This window comes from Candidatus Protofrankia californiensis, assembly GCF_900634765.1.
In the GTDB taxonomy this organism is placed as follows: Bacteria; Actinomycetota; Actinomycetes; order Frankiales; family Frankiaceae; genus Protofrankia; species Protofrankia californiensis.
Genome location: NZ_CAAAFT010000467.1, coordinates 1 through 16,891 on the forward strand (window position 1 = coordinate 1; position 16,891 = coordinate 16,891).

The 16,891-nt window shown below is 66.4% G+C and carries 11 protein-coding genes and 1 pseudogene; 6 read left to right on the forward strand and 6 right to left on the reverse strand.

The window, feature by feature from the left end; translation table 11 throughout:
• The 5 genes from DD1DGNOD_RS24085 to DD1DGNOD_RS24105 all read left to right on the forward strand — a co-directional run.
• The coding region (locus tag DD1DGNOD_RS24085) for an acyl-CoA dehydrogenase family protein (RefSeq protein WP_283234750.1) at positions 1 to 445 on the forward strand (445 nt) is incomplete at its 5' end.
• Between the two features lie 383 nt (positions 446 to 828).
• Positions 829 to 2,052, forward strand: coding sequence for a LuxR C-terminal-related transcriptional regulator (locus DD1DGNOD_RS24090; RefSeq protein ID WP_131771100.1), 1,224 nt, complete (start codon positions 829 to 831; stop codon positions 2,050 to 2,052).
• A 915-nt stretch (positions 2,053 to 2,967) separates the two neighbouring features.
• Positions 2,968 to 4,671, forward strand: a complete 1,704-nt coding sequence (locus DD1DGNOD_RS24095; protein ID WP_131771092.1) for a PP2C family protein-serine/threonine phosphatase — start codon at positions 2,968 to 2,970, stop codon at positions 4,669 to 4,671.
• 246 nt (positions 4,672 to 4,917) lie between these two features.
• Complete coding sequence (locus DD1DGNOD_RS24100; RefSeq protein WP_131771093.1) at positions 4,918 to 6,696, forward strand: sensor histidine kinase; 1,779 nt, start codon at positions 4,918 to 4,920, stop codon at positions 6,694 to 6,696.
• A gap of 312 nt (positions 6,697 to 7,008) precedes the next feature.
• The gene (locus DD1DGNOD_RS24105) at positions 7,009 to 8,580 is read left to right on the forward strand and encodes an AAA family ATPase (RefSeq protein ID WP_131768704.1); all 1,572 of its coding nucleotides are present in this window, start codon (positions 7,009 to 7,011) and stop codon (positions 8,578 to 8,580) included.
• Positions 8,581 to 8,746: 166 nt separating this feature from the next.
• On the opposite strand, the gene DD1DGNOD_RS24110 is transcribed toward DD1DGNOD_RS24105, so the two are convergent.
• The 4 genes from DD1DGNOD_RS24110 to DD1DGNOD_RS24125 form a co-directional block, all read right to left on the reverse strand.
• Complete coding sequence (locus DD1DGNOD_RS24110) at positions 8,747 to 9,415, reverse strand: response regulator (protein ID WP_131768705.1); 669 nt, start codon at positions 9,413 to 9,415, stop codon at positions 8,747 to 8,749.
• A 277-nt stretch (positions 9,416 to 9,692) separates the two neighbouring features.
• Positions 9,693 to 9,989: a hypothetical protein gene (locus DD1DGNOD_RS24115; protein WP_131768706.1), complete on the reverse strand. Its 297-nt coding sequence runs from the start codon at positions 9,987 to 9,989 to the stop codon at positions 9,693 to 9,695.
• Positions 9,990 to 10,120: 131 nt separating this feature from the next.
• Positions 10,121 to 11,008 (reverse strand): CRISPR system precrRNA processing endoribonuclease RAMP protein Cas6, encoded by an 888-nt coding sequence (gene cas6, locus DD1DGNOD_RS24120; RefSeq protein ID WP_131771094.1) that lies wholly within the window; start codon positions 11,006 to 11,008, stop codon positions 10,121 to 10,123.
• Positions 11,009 to 11,667: 659 nt separating this feature from the next.
• Positions 11,668 to 12,951 carry an ATP-binding protein gene (locus DD1DGNOD_RS24125; RefSeq protein ID WP_206443399.1) on the reverse strand — a complete coding sequence of 428 codons (1,284 nt, stop codon included), beginning with the start codon at positions 12,949 to 12,951 and terminating at the stop codon, positions 11,668 to 11,670.
• A gap of 684 nt (positions 12,952 to 13,635) precedes the next feature.
• Here DD1DGNOD_RS24125 and DD1DGNOD_RS24130 point away from each other — a divergent pair.
• On the forward strand, positions 13,636 to 14,820 hold the full coding sequence (locus tag DD1DGNOD_RS24130; protein ID WP_131771095.1) for a hypothetical protein: 1,185 nt from the start codon (positions 13,636 to 13,638) through the stop codon (positions 14,818 to 14,820).
• 42 nt (positions 14,821 to 14,862) lie between these two features.
• Here the strand turns inward: DD1DGNOD_RS24130 and DD1DGNOD_RS24135 are convergent, their stop codons facing one another.
• Positions 14,863 to 15,414, reverse strand: a complete 552-nt coding sequence (locus tag DD1DGNOD_RS24135) for a hypothetical protein (RefSeq protein ID WP_131771096.1) — start codon at positions 15,412 to 15,414, stop codon at positions 14,863 to 14,865.
• A 389-nt stretch (positions 15,415 to 15,803) separates the two neighbouring features.
• A pseudogene (locus tag DD1DGNOD_RS24140) lies at positions 15,804 to 16,891 on the reverse strand (hypothetical protein); the annotation flags it as partial.

Here is a 16,891-nt window from a genome sequence, read left to right on the forward strand (position 1 = left end):
CGACTATCTGGGTCACAACCTGCCCCAGGAGCGGTTGACTATTGCGATTGGTTCGGTGGCGGCTGCCCGAGCCGCGCTGGACACGACCGTGGCCTATGTCAAGGACCGCCGTGTGTTCGGGAAGCCGGTCAGCCACTTCCAGAACACCAAGTTCGAACTGGCTTCAGTGGCCACGGAAATCGAGGCGGCGCAGGCGATGGTGGACCGCGCGCTGGCCGAGCACGTCGCTGGTGAGTTGGACCCGGTGGACGCGGCGAAGGTAAAGCTTTACTGCACCGAGTTGCAGGGCCGGGCGGTTGACCGTTGCCTGCAGTTGTTCGGTGGCTACGGCTACATCCTCGAGTACCCCATCGCCCGGATGTACGCAGATGCCCGCGTCTCGCGTATATACGGCGGCACGAGCGAGGTCATGAAGTCGATCATTAGCAAGTCGTTGGGTTTGTAGGCATATGTCCGAGTGACATGGCGATGCCGCGGTCCGGGAAGTTCCTGATCTTGCGCATCGTCTGCCACGGCTCGACGGTGGACTGCGGCGGGATATGCGCGTAGCGCTTGGTCGAGTGCCCTCACATCCAGTCTGGACCGGCTTGGCCTATCGGTCTAATGTATCGACCAAAGTTGAGTGATGTGACGGTCATGGCCGTCCGCCGAATGGCCGTGTCGAAGCCGTGGTGCACCGGTTGCCGGGAGGCTGGGGGAGGGGATCGGCGAGCCACGCGTCAAACCTTCCGGCGCATGGCCTCGAGGTTGCAGTGGATCTTGCGACTCGAAGAGGAGGCGGGAATGGGCAACGGTGTCCATGCCCTCGTGCCGGATGACGGGTCAGACATGGCCGTGGCCAGCCCCGGGTCGGTGGTGGTCGAGGACTCGGTGGTGGTCGAGGAGGATGTGCAGCGGGCCAGGGAGATACTGAGAGCTGCCGAGCGGATTCTTGACGACGGCGTGACGTATTCGAAGTTCGCGAATGGGGACCCGAAAGCGGCAGATGCGGCGTTGGGCGCGGCTCAGCGTGCGGTGAGCGAGTGTATACAACTCGCCGTCCAGTCATCGAAGGACTCCTCGGTTCGGCAATTGGCGGAGGTTCTCCTGCAGTCAGGGCTGGCCCGGGTCTCGCTCATGGAGGCCATGCTGGCGCGGCGGACGGCGAGAATGTTCGGTGTCGAGCAAGCGCTTTGCCAGTTACGCGGGACCGCCTCGTTGTCGGCGCTGGAGGAGCGAGCACCGGTGGAGGCTCATCGGCTTGGCTTCACCAGAATCCTGTTCTCGCGTATCGACAAGGGCGTCTGGATCGCGCGCGCAGCCTATACGGCGGGAGAGGAACAGCTCGCCCGGACGCTGGTGCAGGTCGGTGTCGCGAACCCCCGGCCGCTGACCGGCGCGCTGGTCGAAAGCGAGATGGCGCGGCGCCGTGTTCCGATCCTGGTGCGGAATCCCCAGTCGAGCCCACGTGTCCATGCCGAGTTGGTCGCCGTGGTCAACACCAAGGGCTATGTGGCTGCCCCGGTGATCTCGTGGGGCAAGGTGGTGGGACTGCTGCACGCCGACCGGCAGATGGAACTCGGTGGAGTGGACGAATTCGACCGTGACCTGCTCGGCATGTTCGCCGAAGGGCTGGGTGTCGCGTTTGAAAGGAACGTACTCTTCCGGCGATTACGGTCCATGCGGTCCATGTTCAATGAGCATGTGTGTGCGGTCAACGATCTCGTCGATGACATCGCCGAGGATGCCATGGAGATCGGTGAGGATTCGGAAAAATCAGCTCCACGTTCGCAGGGGCCGTATTCACGGGAGATTTCGGCGACATATTCAGGGGACGCTTTTTTCGCCAACCTTACTCCCCGCGAGTGCGACGTGCTGCGCAGCTTGGCGTCTGGTAAGACGAATGCGCAGATTGCGAGTATCTTATTCGTGACCGAAGGTACCGTGAAATCGCACGTGAAACATATTCTGCGGAAGATCGGTGCGGCCAACCGTACGGACGCCGTGGCTCGGTACCACGCGCTGGCCAAACCGCCCGGCGTCCATCGGGCGAAAGATCCGTTCAGATCCTGAGGCTTATTCAGATACCTTGCTGATCCAGATACCTTATGGTGAACATGCTCGCCAAGACGCAGCTACGCGCGATTTTGCGCGATTTTCAGCGAGCTTCTGTACCGTGTTCCCGACCTGTCGGTCGGGGAGTCGTCATACCTCCGCAGCAACTTCGTGCACGCCGTGAAGTCGATGCCCTGCCAGTTGCGGTAAGCGATTTCAGAGTCGTCCTGCGGGTGAGCGAGGCGCAGCAGGACGGCTCAGGCTCCAGAACGATTAAGATCCAGAATGACTCGGATTGGCCGGTTGTCTCCCGGCGTCCGTATTCGCGGATCGGCGATGGCCGGACCGTCCAGTCGACCTGATGAAGGCTGCCTGATGAAGGTGCTCACGCAGGGACGTCTTGAAGATCGTGTCCGTCCCGGACATCGGGGGCGCGTCGACGAAGGCAAACGAGCGGTAGACCTTGTAGCCGGTGATGAGGTAGCCGGCGATGAGTTCGCGTGCGCACTCTGCCGGTTGGGCCGCTGCCGTGTCAACTCCGGGCAAGCTCGCTGCTCATCTGCTCATCTGCTCATCTGCTGACCTGCTGACCTGCTCGCGTGCTCCGGACCTACTCCGTCCACCGGCACTCCGTGCGCCGGCCGATGCCGGGAGCCGATCGGCCGGGTAATGGCACCTGTCCATCGGGTCGGGACAGACCCCGCCCTGTCTGCCGAAGGTCCCTGTCGGAGCTGCGATGACTCCGTCAGGCTTGGAAGAGCTTTGGCGGAAGGAGCGGAAGGAGGAGCCGCAGGTCGGCACGTGAGGTTGGCGGGCACGTGGTGGCACAGGGACATGTGGTGACACAGGACAGCTGTCAGGCCCGGCAGGTGACCGGCGGTTTCCGTGGCCGGGGCTACTGATCGACAGGAGGGGGGCGTGGGGGAGAACGCGATGAAGAGGCAGGTGGCCGTTTTAGTGGTCATTACGCTGAGCATCGCTTTTGGCTGCTTCGGGACCGCGCTGACAGCTGCGATCAGGGTGTGGGACGCCGCCGCCGTCCAGCATGACCGGCTGGGCCCGGCCGCGGCAGGTGCGGCTGTCCTCCTGAACCGTCTGGCCGACGAGGACAGCGGCTGGCGCAGCTACCTGACGACCGGTCGGTCCGAGCTCGTCGGACCCCCTCCGGCTGTGTCCCGGGATATCTCGTTCGAGGTCGACCGGCTGTCCGCCTCCGTCGCCGGCCTCGGGACGCTTCCCGCCCTCATGCGGCAGGTTTCGGAAGCATACGAGACATGGCGCGCGCAGGCGGATTCCGGGGTAACCGCCATTCGTTCCGGGGATGCCGTGGTAATTCGTCCGATAGAGGCGGCTGTCACGAGAAATTCGGGTTTCGACATCATGCGTACGCGGGTGGCCGCGATGCAACAGGAGATCGTGCGTCACCAGGCGCAGACATCGGCTCAGGTCGACGAGGCCGGGTGGCAACTGCTGGCCTGTGCGCTGTGTGCCGTGTTCCTGGGCTTTCTGATTGTCGCAGCGGTGGTTGTCGGCGTCCGGCGGTCGGTTCTCGCTCCGGTCCGCGGACTGCTGCGCGCGGTCAGGGAACTCGCCGGCGGTGGTTATGACCGGGCCGTGCCCCGCGACGGTCCGGCCGAGCTGGCCGAGCTCGGGCAGGAGCTGGATGCGATGCGTTTACGTGTGCTGGCCGCGCTCGGCCAGCAGGGACCGACCGTGGCAGCATTGCGGGACGCGCTCACTGCGTCCGTGGCCGAGATTCCGGGCATGCGAATCGCGAGCCGGATCATCCCGGCAGAAGGTGTGCTCGCCGGGGATTGGTACGACACCTTCGAGCTTCCCAACGGTCGTCTCGGGTTCACCGTGGGGGACGCGGCAGGGCACGGGCCGGTAGCCGGCGTGCATGCGCTGCTGGTCAAGCAGCTTCTCGCGTCCGCTCTACTCACCGGGTCCGCGCCGGATGAGGCGATCCAGCGGGTGCAGCGACATCTTGGTGACACCGGCGAGATGTTCGCGACCACGTTCGTCGCGGTGGTGGACCTTGCCACCGGGCTCGTCGAATACGCGAACGCCGGACACCCGGAACCGGTGATCGTCCGAAGCTCGGATACGGGACGGGACACGGAACGGGACACGGACACAGAACGGGACGTGGACGCAGGACGGGAGGGGAACGGGAACGAAACAGGACAGGCAGGACTTGTGTCCCTGGCCCCGACAGGACCCCTCGTCGCCCACATCCTGCCCGACGGCAACGGTACGTGGCGGACCGAACGGGTCCGCCTGGCACCGGGAGATGTTCTATGCGCCTATAGTGACGGCCTCACCGAGGCGCGCGACCCGGCCGGGAATCAATTCGGTTTCCAGCGGCTGGCCGGCGAACTGACACGCCTTCCCGGCAGGGATCCCGGGGTTCTCGTGAACGACCTCTTCACGGCTGTCGCACAGCACTCCGGTGGCGGCGTGGCGGACGACCAGATTGCCGTTGCGGTCGTCCGTACCGCGTCCGACGTCATTGCGACTCCGCTGCAGCGCCTGGACGAAGCCGTTTATCCGACGGAAAATATCACCGCTGCGCCCGGGCAGGCTGCACGGGCGGCAGTCACGCGTCGGTTCTCCAGTCCGGGCCGGAGCGGATGAGCGCGTCACGGATGCGGTGCCGGGTCACCGATCGGTCGGTTTCCACCTGGCTGGTTGTATCATGATAAAGCAGCATTCGGTTCATTCGACGTATTCAGTCCGAATATCCGGGCGGCCGGCGTGTCCGACATCGCTCCGCCAGGAATATCGGTCCACCGGGTTCCCGTGCCGAGGCAAGGAATTCGTAAATCGATCATTCCGGGGGACTCGTCGGTGTTGGCCCGGTTCCGTTAGCCTATTGAAGATATGGACGACCAGGGGGCAGGCAAGATCTCCAAGCGTACGCCGGATCCTGACACATCCGCATCCTTGCCGGATGATCCGTCGGTGGAGTCGGTGAGCGAGTTGGCTTTCCCGACGGTTGCCCGCCTGGAGCTCGACGAGCTGCTCGCCCAGCTCGTCGAGCGGGCGCAGGACGTCATCGCGACGCAGAGCAGGTTGCGTGGCCTGCTACGAGCCACCCGGATGGTCACTGCCGACCTCAGTCTTGAGGTGGTGTTGCGCCGTATTGTCGAGGAGGCCTGTGAGCTGGTCGACGCCCGGTACGGCGCCCTCGGCGTGATCGCCAAGGAGGGGTATCTCGAGCAGCTCGTCCACGTCGGCATGGAGCCGTCCCTTGTCGAGAAGATCGGGCACCCTCCGCGGGGGGAAGGGGTTCTGGGCGTGGTTATCGCACAGCCACAACCGCTTCGCCTGGACGACATCACCACAAACTCCCAAGCCGTCGGCTTCCCGGTCGACCATCCGCCCATGCGGACCTTCCTCGGCGTTCCGATCAGGGTTCGCAGCGAGGTTTTCGGCAACCTCTACCTCACGGAGAAGCGGAACGGCCGGACATTTACGGCGGAGGACGAGGAGCTCGTCCTGGCGCTGGCCGCCAGCGCCGGGGTTGCCATCGACAACGCTCGGCTGTTCGACCAAGCGCAACGTCGCCAGCGGTGGTTGCAGGCCTCGGCGGACATCACCCGCCATGTGCTCGCCGACGGCGAGCAGCCGCTGCACCTGATCGTGAGTCGAGCCCGGGAGCTCGCCGGCGCGGACGTGGCCGCGATCCTGCTCGGGGGGGAGTCCTCGTCGCATCTGGCTGTCGAGGTTGCCGACGGTGATGGCGCCGGTCCCCTGCAGGGCACCGTGGTCCCGATGGACGGCTCGTTGGGGGGCAAGGCGGTGCGGACGTGTGCACCTCTGCTCGTCTCGGACGCCGCGGCCGAGGCCAGCGGAAACGATCCCTATGCGCGCGGGATCGGACCCCTGATGATCGTTCCACTGGTCGGCTCACAGGTGGCCGCCGGAGCGGTGGTGCTCGGCCGGCACCACGGAGCCACGCCGTTCACGGACAGCGACCTGGACATGGCTGCGGCGTTCGCCGGACATGTGGCGATGGCCCTCGAGATCACCCAGGCGCGTGTCTCCAGGGAACGGATCGTCGTCCTGGAGGATCGGGACCGGATCGCCCGTGACCTGCATGACCATGTCATGCAGCGGCTGTATGCCGTTGCGCTCGGGATGCAGGGACTGGCCGCCGCCGAGGAGCGCTCGGGGCCAGCCCGCCGGATGGCCACGTACGTGGAGGATCTCGACGTGACGATCAGCGAGATCCGGTCGACCGTTTTCGAGCTCCGGGGCCGGCGGACGGCGGCCGGCTCTGGCCTGCGGGCGCGAATTTCTTCTATTGTCGACACGATGAGTGATGCTTTTGGCTTTGCGCCGTACCTGCGGTTCGAGGGCCCGCTGGACACGGCGGTGGAGACGGTGGTCGGCGAGCATCTGATCGCCGTGGTGCGGGAGGGCCTGTCGAACGCGGCCCGTCACGCCCGTGCCAGCAGCGTCGAAGTCATCGTGCGGGTGACCGGCGGCCGGCTCAGCGTGGACGTGATCGACAACGGCGTGGGAATCGGGAACACGGATCGTCGCAGCGGGCTTGCGAACATGCACAGCCGCGCCGAGGATCTCGGCGGTACCTTCGACCTCGCTGCGGGGCCCGAAGGCGGCACCCACCTGCGCTGGTCCGTACCGCTTATCTGAGTCTCCCACCGCGGCCGGTCGTGTTACCCGCAGCCGCTGATGTTGCCGAGCCGCGCTCGCACGGTACGGGATTCGTGAGTTGCTGGGACGGTTTGTCCAGCCCGGGAGCGCCATCCGGAGGGGGTTGTGGGCCGGAGGTCCACGGGACGGGGTCCGAACGGCCCGTGCCCGCAGAAACCTCCGACGGTCGTTTTGATTTTCGTCACGACCCACCATGGACGTCTAGCGGCCAGTGCCGTGCCTGGCGGGTCGGCTGCTCCGGCCCGCCACGACCACACCTGCCGCAGCTTCATGTTCGATGTTGGAGGTGCCATGACCGTTGATGACCGCACGATCGTGTCGAGGTGTACGGGCCTGCACGTGCGTCCGTATGCGTATCTCGAGGTCGGACGTCCGGAGTCCGATGGTCCGCAGTTCGCCGGGCCGCAGCTCACCGACCTGGAGATGGTCGAGACACACAGCGCCAAGCTGTATTTCTCCGGTGACCGCGTCTACAAGGTGAAGAAGCCGCTGGACCTCGGGTTCCTCGACTTCCGTACCCGGCAGGCGAGGGAGGTCGCCTGCCGGGCGGAGGTCGAGCTCAACCGCCGCCTCGCCCCCGACGTCTATCTCGGGGTGGCCGACATCCGTGACAGCGACGGCACGTTGGTGGACCACATGGTCGTGATGCGGCGGATGCCCGCGAACCGGTGCCTGTCCACCATGATCACAATGGGGAGGCGGGTGGACGGGCAACTGCGGGCGCTCGCCCGGTTGCTCGCAGCCTTCCACGAGCGGTGCGCAACCTCCCCCGAGATCGCCCAGGCGGGCAGCCTCGCCACGCTCGACGCGCTGTGGCGGGAAAGCCTGACCGGGCTCGCGCCGTTTCGCGGGACGCTGATCGATGCGGACGTCGTCGACGAGATCGGTCGGCTCGCCCTGCGCTATCTTGCCGGCCGGGCACCGCTGCTGGTCGAGCGCCAGCATGCCGGGCGGATCCGGGACGGGCACGGCGACCTACTCGCCGACGACATCTACTGCCTCGACGACGGTCCGCGGGTGCTCGACTGCATCGAGTTCGACCGGCGGTTGCGGCTCGGGGACGTGCTCGGCGACGTCGCGTTCCTCGCCATGGACCTGGAGCGCCTCGACGTCCCCGAAGCCGCCGAGAAGTTCCTGAGCTGGTACGGGGAGTTCTCCGCGGAGACGCATCCGCCGTCGTTGCAACATCTCTACATTGCCTACCGGGCGTTGGTGCGTGCCAAGGTGTCCTGCATCCGTGCCCGGCAGGGTGCGCCGGAGGCCGCGCGGCAGGCGCACAAGCTCGCCGCGATCGCGCTGGGACATCTGCGGCGTGGCCGGATCCGGCTCGTACTCGTCGGAGGTCTGCCCGGTACCGGCAAGTCCACGCTGGCCGGGAAACTCGCCGACGCCGAGGACGGCTGGGTGCTGCTGCGTTCGGACGTCGTCCGCAAGGAGCTGGCCGGTCTGCCCGCCGACGCGCACGTCCCGGCCGGCCTGTTCGAGGGGCACTACGACGCTCAGGCGACCGATGCGACCTATGCCGAACTGCTGCGGCGGGCCCGTCACGCCCTGGAACGGGGCGAGAACGTCGTGCTCGACGCGTCGTGGTCCACGGCCAGCTACCGCACCGCCGCCGCCCGCCTCGCCGAGCAGACCGCCACCGACCTCGTCGAGCTGCGCTGTGTCACCTCGCCGGAGGTGGCCGCCGCCCGTATCGCCCGCCGCGCCGCCGTTGGTGAGGATCCCTCCGACGCGACCCTCGCCGTCCATCAGGCGTTGGCAGCACGCGCACAACCGTGGCCGACCGCCGGCGTCATCCAGACGGCGGTGCCGATCAGTGAAGCGCTCCTGGCCGCCCAACGCCACGTAAATTCGGTTTAGCGCCGGGTTTCCCCAACGCCGTTGTCCAATGCCGCGGCCTGTCCAGCCCCTGCCTACAGCCGGGGTGGGAGCGCCCTACGTCGCTGATGATAATAATAATGATAATAATGCTGGTGGTGGTGGATGGCAGGTCTCCTCCGGGCCTCCGTCATGATGGCCGGCGGGTCTATTTCTGGACAGCCTGTTTCTGCTCTTTCTGCTGCTTCTGGAGTCTTGTAGCGTAGACCGCCGCCTGGGTCCGGCTCGTCAGCTCGAGCTTGTCGAGGATCGCCGAGACATAGTTCTTCACCGTCTTGTCGGACAGGTGCACTCTGGATGCGATCTGCCGATTGGTCAGTCCTTCGGCAATCAGCAACAGGATCTCCCGTTCCCGGTCGCTGAGGGTTGCGAGCCTGCTGTCCTCGGCCGGCCCCTCCCGGAGTCTGGCCAGCACCTTCTGCGTGACGGCCGGGTCCAGCAGGGAGCGGCCCGAAGCGATGGTGTGGATCGCGCCGATCAGATCCGTGCCCTTGATCTGCTTGAGCAGGTAGCCGGCCGCACCCGCCATGATCGAGGCGAACAGAGCGTCGTCGTCGTCATACGACGTCAGGATCAGGCAGCCGACTTCCGGGTACGCGGAGCGGATATCCCGGCACACGTCGATGCCGCTGCCGTCCTCCAGGCGCGCATCCAACAGTGCCACATGGGGGTTGGAAGCGGGGATGCGGCGCAGTGCCTCGGCCGCGGTCGATGCCTCGCCGACGACCTGGATGTCACCGGTATCTTCCAGTACCTCCCGGATACCGCGACGGACGATCTCGTGGTCATCCAGGAGAAATACGCGTACCGGATCCACGACGAGGCACACTACCTGCAAGTGATGCCGCTTACCATCCCGGGATCCCGGAGTGCCGGGGTCTCGCGTTTTCCGCCGATTTCCGGGTGCTGCGCTCATCCGTTGTCAGGTCGGATATGTCGCAGCATTCGCGGACCCCACCGGCAGGCCGTCGCAACAGGCAGACCGGCCGCTACAACGAGCGGACCGGCCGCCCAGGAATTGACGACCCGTCGACAGCCGGCCGTGGTCGATGCGGGTGCGTGCCCCAACCCCGCGACGCCGCGCCCCTACCGTCCTACTGCCGGAGGTTCTTGAGCCGCTGGCCCAGCTCGGTCAGCGTGGTGGACAGCGCGTCCACGAACGACGCACCGGTCTTCGAGGCGCTCTCACGAACCGCCGGGTCCTTCACCGCCTGACCGGCCGCGGAGTAGGCCCGGTCGAGGGTTGCCCGAAGCTCGGCGAGTGCGTCATCGAGCCCCTTGCGATCGGACGCGCGTTCGCCGACGACGTCGTCGAAGTGTGTCTTCAGTCGTTGTCCCAGCGTGGTGACGCTGTTCGCCACATCGTCCCAGGCGGTCTTCGTGTCGGTCATGCGGTCGCTCCCTTCGCGGCTGTATCCAGCAGCATTTCCCACCTGCCCTGCCCGCGGCTACCCGGAACGCCGATCAGGGAACCGGCGGAAGCGGAAGACCTCGGCCAGCAGCCCTCGCGGACAGATCCCGATCAGAGCCGCGAATCTGATCGTGGTTGCGCTGCGCCGCTCACACGGGTTGGTGCGGTGGCACTGGGTGGTTTGTGGCCGGAACCGCCGTCCGGATCGATGACGGTGTAGCCCATGCCGCTGGCGGTGCGGTCGCCGATGCCCGCGTAGCAGGCGAAACGGGCGAGGGCTCCGATGGCGCTATGTGTGAGAGGTGCGACACCCGACGGTCCGGCAAGATCGTAGCGGACGAATCCCACGCAGCCGCGACGTTTCGGAGCCCCGATCTTGACGACGCATTCGGCAGCGGAAAGGCGCATGTCGACAAGTTCCAGATGGTCGTCGATCGCGTCATCGATGTCGGAGGGCAGCGGGGCGTCGGGCGGCGCCCAGGTTCTCCACCGTGCGGCGAGAGTGCCGAACACGCGTTCAGGGTCGGGCAGGATGCGCTGCCGGCGTGCGCCGTCACCGCGTCCGGTGGCGAAACTGACCGGTGTGACCAGACCGAACGCCCAGGACGTCGCCGGGGGCGCGGTGGTGAGCAGATCCGGGTAGGTCTCGGCCTGGACGAGTTCGACCGACGCGGTCGTGTAGTCGGTGGAGCCGAAACGCCATCTGTCGCGGGCGCCGAGGGCTGCGAGCATCGAACCGACGATCTCGTCGAGCAGGATCCCGACCTCGAAGCGGACGGTGTTCGACGAACGCCCGGGGGTCCGCTGGCGCTCATCGAGAAGCGGTGTGATGGCGAACGGTCGCGACGGCGGGCCGTCGTGAAGGTACGCGCTGGCCTCGGGTGACAGCTCGTCGCGGACAGCCGCGAGAACGGCGGCGTTGACCGCTGGGCCTGTGTGTGGCGGAGGCAGCGCGCCCGGGGACGCCGGCTTGAGGTACATGACGACGCGAGCGGGCACTGGTCACCTTCTTTTCTCTTGCGGCATTACTCCTGAGACAGGTCCAAGGTCCGATCCGGATCTCACGGTAGGACGGTGGACCAGGAACGCCGCGCTGGGGTCAGTCGATGGGCTGCCTCCGCGCGTCACCGACGCGACCACCTGTCTCTGACGGACGATGGAGGGGTGAGGGTCACGGGCATGCATCCGCAGGGTGATGCACAGATACGTCTGCCCGTCAAACGATCCGACCTTGATCGTTGCCCACAATCTCCGACACGCCGACAGAACAAGGAGGCTGTGGGAAAGATCCATAATCCTGTGAGCTGCAAAAACATAAACGATCAAGATTTTTGGGCCGGTTGTCCACAGCCCCTCCGAGAGGTTGTGGGACGATCTTGCAAACCCGCAGGTCAGACACCCCAGGATCGGTGGTACTGTCGCACGGCAGGAACTTTCCGAGTCGGATTGAAACGCCGACCCTGCGTGTGTCGGCATTGTTCTGTGTGGGTGGCGGAAAGTGGAAGGTTGACGTCGGAATTCGGCGTATTTTGGGTGTGGATCATCAGCTGTGTGCGGGCGGTCCCCAGGCCTGGGCTTCTCCGGGTCGACGAAGTCACCTGGCTTCTGTGCAAACGCGATATGCGGGGTCATCACGGCTGGGCCGTTCTCCCCGGGCGTCATCCCGGCAGCGAACCAGGCGGCCTCGGAGTCGTTTCCCACAGGGCGGCTATCGGTAGGGATACCATGCGGTCGCCGAAGCGAAGGGCTCCTTGCCGTCCGGTGTGTAGGACAATGCCGTGGACGAACTGGGGGCCGAGAAGGTCGTGAAGGACGGCCAGGCCGCGGAAGTCGTCGCCAGTGACGGTATCGGCCGCCTTGCATTCGATGGCGACGATCTGGCCGTCGTCGCGTTCCAGGACGATGTCGACTTCGGCGCCACCGCTGACCCGCCAGTGGTGGAGGCGCACCGAGCTGTCGCTCCAGGTGGCCTGTTTGGCCAGTTCGTTGACGATGAAGGTCTCGATCAGTGGGCCGCGGGACGGCGCGACCGGCCTGGCCAGCGCCTCGGGGGAGACACCGAGCAGGGCGGCGGCAAGACCTGTGTCGGTCAGGTGCAGTTTGGGATGTTTGACTACTCGGGCGGTCAGGTTGCGGGACCATGCCGGGAGACGGTGAATAAGGAAGACGGTTTCAAGTAGTTCCAGATATCGGGTGATGGTGGTGCGGTGCAGGCCGGTCTTGTTAGCGGTGTTGGCGGTGTTGTGCTCCTGGGCGGTGACGGAGGCGAGGTAGGCCAGCAGGGTCCGTATCGAACTCGGTTCGTTGATGCGGGTCATCTCTCGTATGTCGCGTTCGGCGATGGCTTCGACGTAACCACGAAACCAGGCCCTCCTGGCGCGGATCGTCTTCATCAGAGCCGGTTCGGGGAAGCCACCACGACATATCCGCTGGAAGTAGTCGTTCCGGTCGGATACCGAGGGCGGACATGTGATGAGTGATCCGGGGTCGTCGAAGGCGCGGTCGATGAAGTTGTCGGCCCGGCCGTCGAACTCGCCTTGGGAGAAGGGCCAGACATTCACCACCCCGGCCCGGCCGGCCAGGGACTCCGACAGGCTCGGGGTCGTGAGGAAGCGGGTTGATCCGGCCAGCACGTACCGGCCTGGGCGCGGTGCCGCGTCGACCTCGGCCTTGACCGCCCTGACCAGGGCGTCTCCACCTCGCTGAACCTCATCGATGAACCGTGGCTCCGAGCCGCTACCGGTGAAGGCGACCGGGTCGCTGGTCGCGGCCTGAAGGGTCTGCTCGTCGTCGAGGTTGAGGAGGGTACCGCCGTGGCGGTCCCGCATGTGCCGCAGCAGTGTGGTCTTGCCCGACTGCCGGGGACCGTTGAGGATCACGACGCGGAAGACCGAGAGGTACTCCTCTGCGATCGTGTCGCAGGACCGTCGAAGGTCGACCATGGAAAAACTCCTGCTCACAGCGGGTCCTGAGCGGCTTCAGTGTACATTCTGCGAAGCCTTAGACCGACATTTCACAGATAGATGAGGCGACGTTTCACAGTCATCTGGACCGACGTTTCGCAGGCGCTATGATCGTATAGCTGGTTCAGGGAGTCCGGCTTCGTCGGTGTTCCGTGTCGTCACTCTACGTACGCCGATGCCTCGTTCGTACCTGTTACGGATACCCCGCTGTGCCCTGTGCCACAGTGTCCCCTAGTCTGATCTGTTCTCCGTTGGCAGGCGGATGGCCAGGGTGACCGGCAGCGTGATGATCTTTTTCGCGCTGCCGGTGGCCCGAAGGCGCATAGGGGGATAGGTGAAGATCGGACGTGGGTTCCCGACGTCGAACGGCTCGGGGGCAGGAGGCTGTGGTCCGCGTGGCTGTGGTCCGCGAGACAGGCCATCGGGACGATCCGCCAGGTGTGAGCCGGTGTTGACAGGTATTCCCTGCCTCCCGTACGTTTCGGGCACGGCCCGCGCATGCGGTCTGCGGCCCAGGTCGGGCGTTGTCCGGCCGACGACCAGGATCATTGCGATCCCGGTCCCCTGTGAAGCACCCAGAAGCTCTGGGTGCTGTGACGCCTAGATGGCGTTTGTTGCTCACCGTGCCGTCCGTGGTTCGGCATGCCCTTCACAGGAGGACCGATGAATCCGCTGACCATCGCCGACATCGCGCATGAGAACGACGAAGTAGCCTTCGCCGCCTACACCGAGTTTGTCGGCCCGGCGTTGTGGATGCGGATCGTCCGCGGCGTCCACCGTGCCAAGCCCGGTACGTGCGCCTGCCGGCCCGAGCGCCCACCCATGTTCGACATCGCGGACGAGATCCTCGGACCGCTCTGCGGACGCTGCACGGACCTGTGGACCGACCGGCTCATGAGCGGCTACCAGGTGGTGCGTGAGGCGCTCGCCGGCCAGGTACCGACGATCACCAGCGGTCCGAACGCCGGCCAGGAGATCCGCGAATGGATTGTCATCCGGGAGCATTTCGCCTCGGCGGAGGCCGAGCGGCAGGACGTTCCCGTTTTCGGCGCCATGCTGCGTGACTTCGCCCCCCGGGAGCGGACCCCGCCGCACCTGGACTGGCTACGGGCGGTGTGGGCGCAGCTCGTCCACTACCCCACGTCCAAGCGGATCATTCCGACCGTACGCCGGGAGTCGGCCGCGGAGCGCGGCCTGCCGACCCGTCCGGAGGTGGCGATCTGCTCGGCGGAGTGGGCTGCGCCGCTGCGCGTCGACCCGGCCGACCGGGACATCCTCATCGAGTTCCTGCTCGGCGTCCGGGACGAGATCACCGACCCGTTCTCGCTGCCGGACATGCAACTGAAGTTCGGTCTCACCGCGGGGGAGGTCGACGAGCGGCTCCAGCGGTCGCTCGCGCTACTGCGCCGGTACAACCGTGACTTCTACGAGCGAGCCGTCGCCGTACCGCTTGCCGGAGCACATGGCGCAACCGATCCGGACGGGCATGGGTGCGCCGGCGAACATGTGCCGTCCGTCGAGGACGCCTGCGTGGCCGAGGCGGACGCGCACGTTGCGCGGAGCGCGATCATAGCCGAGCTGGCGTTCAACCCTGGCCGCGGACGCGCGCACGGCGTTGGCAGCGGCGTCGGTGTCGGCCCGAACCTCGTCATGGCCCGGTTGCTCCAGGTGATCATCGACGCCGGGGACGGCAGAAAGGTCGACATCGTCGCGCTCTTCCGGCGACATCTGCGGTTGGACGAGGAACGGGCCCGAGCTGAGGTCGCCCGTTTCGTGGGCCTCGTTGTCGGAGCCGGGGTCCGCTGGGTCGACGTTCTGCTTCGCGCGGTTGACGGTCGGGCGGCGTGATGTCGAGGAACAGCACGGTCAGGCCCGTCACGCACCCGACCGTCATCCGGACGGCAGGGCGGCCCATGCTTCCAGCAGATCGGCAAGATCATGCGCTTGCGTGGGGGTCAGCACGACAGCGCGTGTCACGGGATGGACGGGACCAGCGGGGTCGTGGGCCGTAGCCGTTTCCAGTGCCGCCGTTTCGGGGCCTGCGTTCCGCGGAGCGCAGTTCCCGGGGGAGCGTTCCGGCCAAGGGGCGATCTCAAGGCGGATGCCGTCACTGACCGTGGTGACCCGGACGGACTGTGGTGTGTCCGGTGTCGACGACGGCGGGTCGGTGATTTTCCGCCGGCCGGCGATCCGCAGCAGGCCGGGTCGTTCGAACACGGCCGTGCCGCTGGTGCGCAGTAGGCCTACGACCAGGGCGCCGACTGTGTGATCCGGACCGTCCGTCCAGGTCAGACGTAACGGGGAGCTGCCGCTGTCGTCGAGTTCCAGGACGGCCCGGGCCCCGGCGAGCCGGAGCGTCACCGGTCCGAAGCTGCCTTGTACATGCCGGGAGGCGAACGGGATGCCGGCCAACGCCGCCAACCGACTCGTGCTTGCGTTCACCGACGATCCCTCCCTTCAAGCAATGACTTTACGTAATCGTCCGATGATGCTCTTCCCTGTCGGGCGCCCCCGGTCCGGCCGACCCAGGCCATCAGCCCATGACACCACCGTCGTCACCATCCCGCTCTTCAGCGGCCGCATGGTGACCCGGAGACCTGGCTCTCCGGCGGCGCGAGAAAAACATGATCGCGCCGCCTTTGGTCCTCTGGGCGTCGGTCAAGCGGCCCGGATCCGTTCCAAAGTCGACCAAGGATCCATGATCGAATATCGTCGAATCATGAAACTGAGGGACCATACGGTCGTGATAGCAGCCGTTTTCCCACTCAATTTCTTGGTCGAAACAGGGTGTGTGACTATCTGACCGGCGCTCTCGGCCACTGCGGTCGTCGCTACCGGTCCTTTTCGGGGTGGACGGGGAGGGGGCCGGCGCCGAGGTCGGGCAGGCTGACGCCGCGGTCGCCCTGGATGCGGCCGCCCTGCTGCCGTTCGTTCTGGACGAACCACTCGAACGAGCGTCCCCGGGGATCGGGCGGTACCGGGACGTCGACCCGCAGGCCGTTCGGCCGGACCCGTGGATAGTGCACGGGCGTGGACGGATCACCCGTGGCCGCGACGAGGAACGCCCTGATGTGCGGGACCTTCTCGAACTGCTGGCCGCCGGCCACCGCCTTCCGGAATTCTTCGACGGTTTCCCGGGCCGCCGCGGGAAAGCTGTCCGACGGGGGTTCCTCCGGGGTGAGCGAGCGGTAGAAATCAGCCCACGACCCGCCCGTGCGAAGGTCCGTCCGGGCCGGGTCGACGGTGAGCCGGACGCTGCCGAAACCCAGCGGTTTGCCCAGGCCCAGCCGGTGGAATCGGCCCGGGTCGGTGCCCGGGTCGGCGTCCAGGTCGAGCAGCCACAGCAACGCGCCCAGCTCGACCGCGGTGAGGTTGCGGACGTCGACGGTGAAGGTGAACGTCGTGCCGGGCCGGACCCAGCCGTTGATCGAACGATTCTGGTCGTCGCGGTTCTCGTCCTTCACCCCGCCCGAGTCAAGCGTGGCGAATGCCGTCCCGTCGCGGTTCAACGGGTTCGCACGCGGATTGTCCTCGGGCACCGTCGACTTTCGCGGCCGGCGGTACTCCTGGTAACGCCCGCCGTCCAACTTCTGGGTGCGGTCCTTTATCGGGTCCTTCCAGTAGCCGTCGAGCAGGCCCGCATGATGCGGGTAGACCTTGCGCCCGCGCAGCATCCGCCCGGCGGAGACGAACCAGTCCCCCTTGGGCAGACCGGCCGGCAGCGGTGCGGGATGGCCGTTCCGCTCGGCGCCGACGTAGAAACGTCCCTGACCGGGTTTGGGCTGGCCGAGGATCGCCAGCGGCAGCCCCCGGCCCTGGAAACGCTCCACGGCGGGTCCGCCGGCTGACGGCGGAAGATTCTTCTTGTCGGCCGGCGCGTCCGATGTCTGGTCGCAGACCACCGGGCCGATCCGGACAC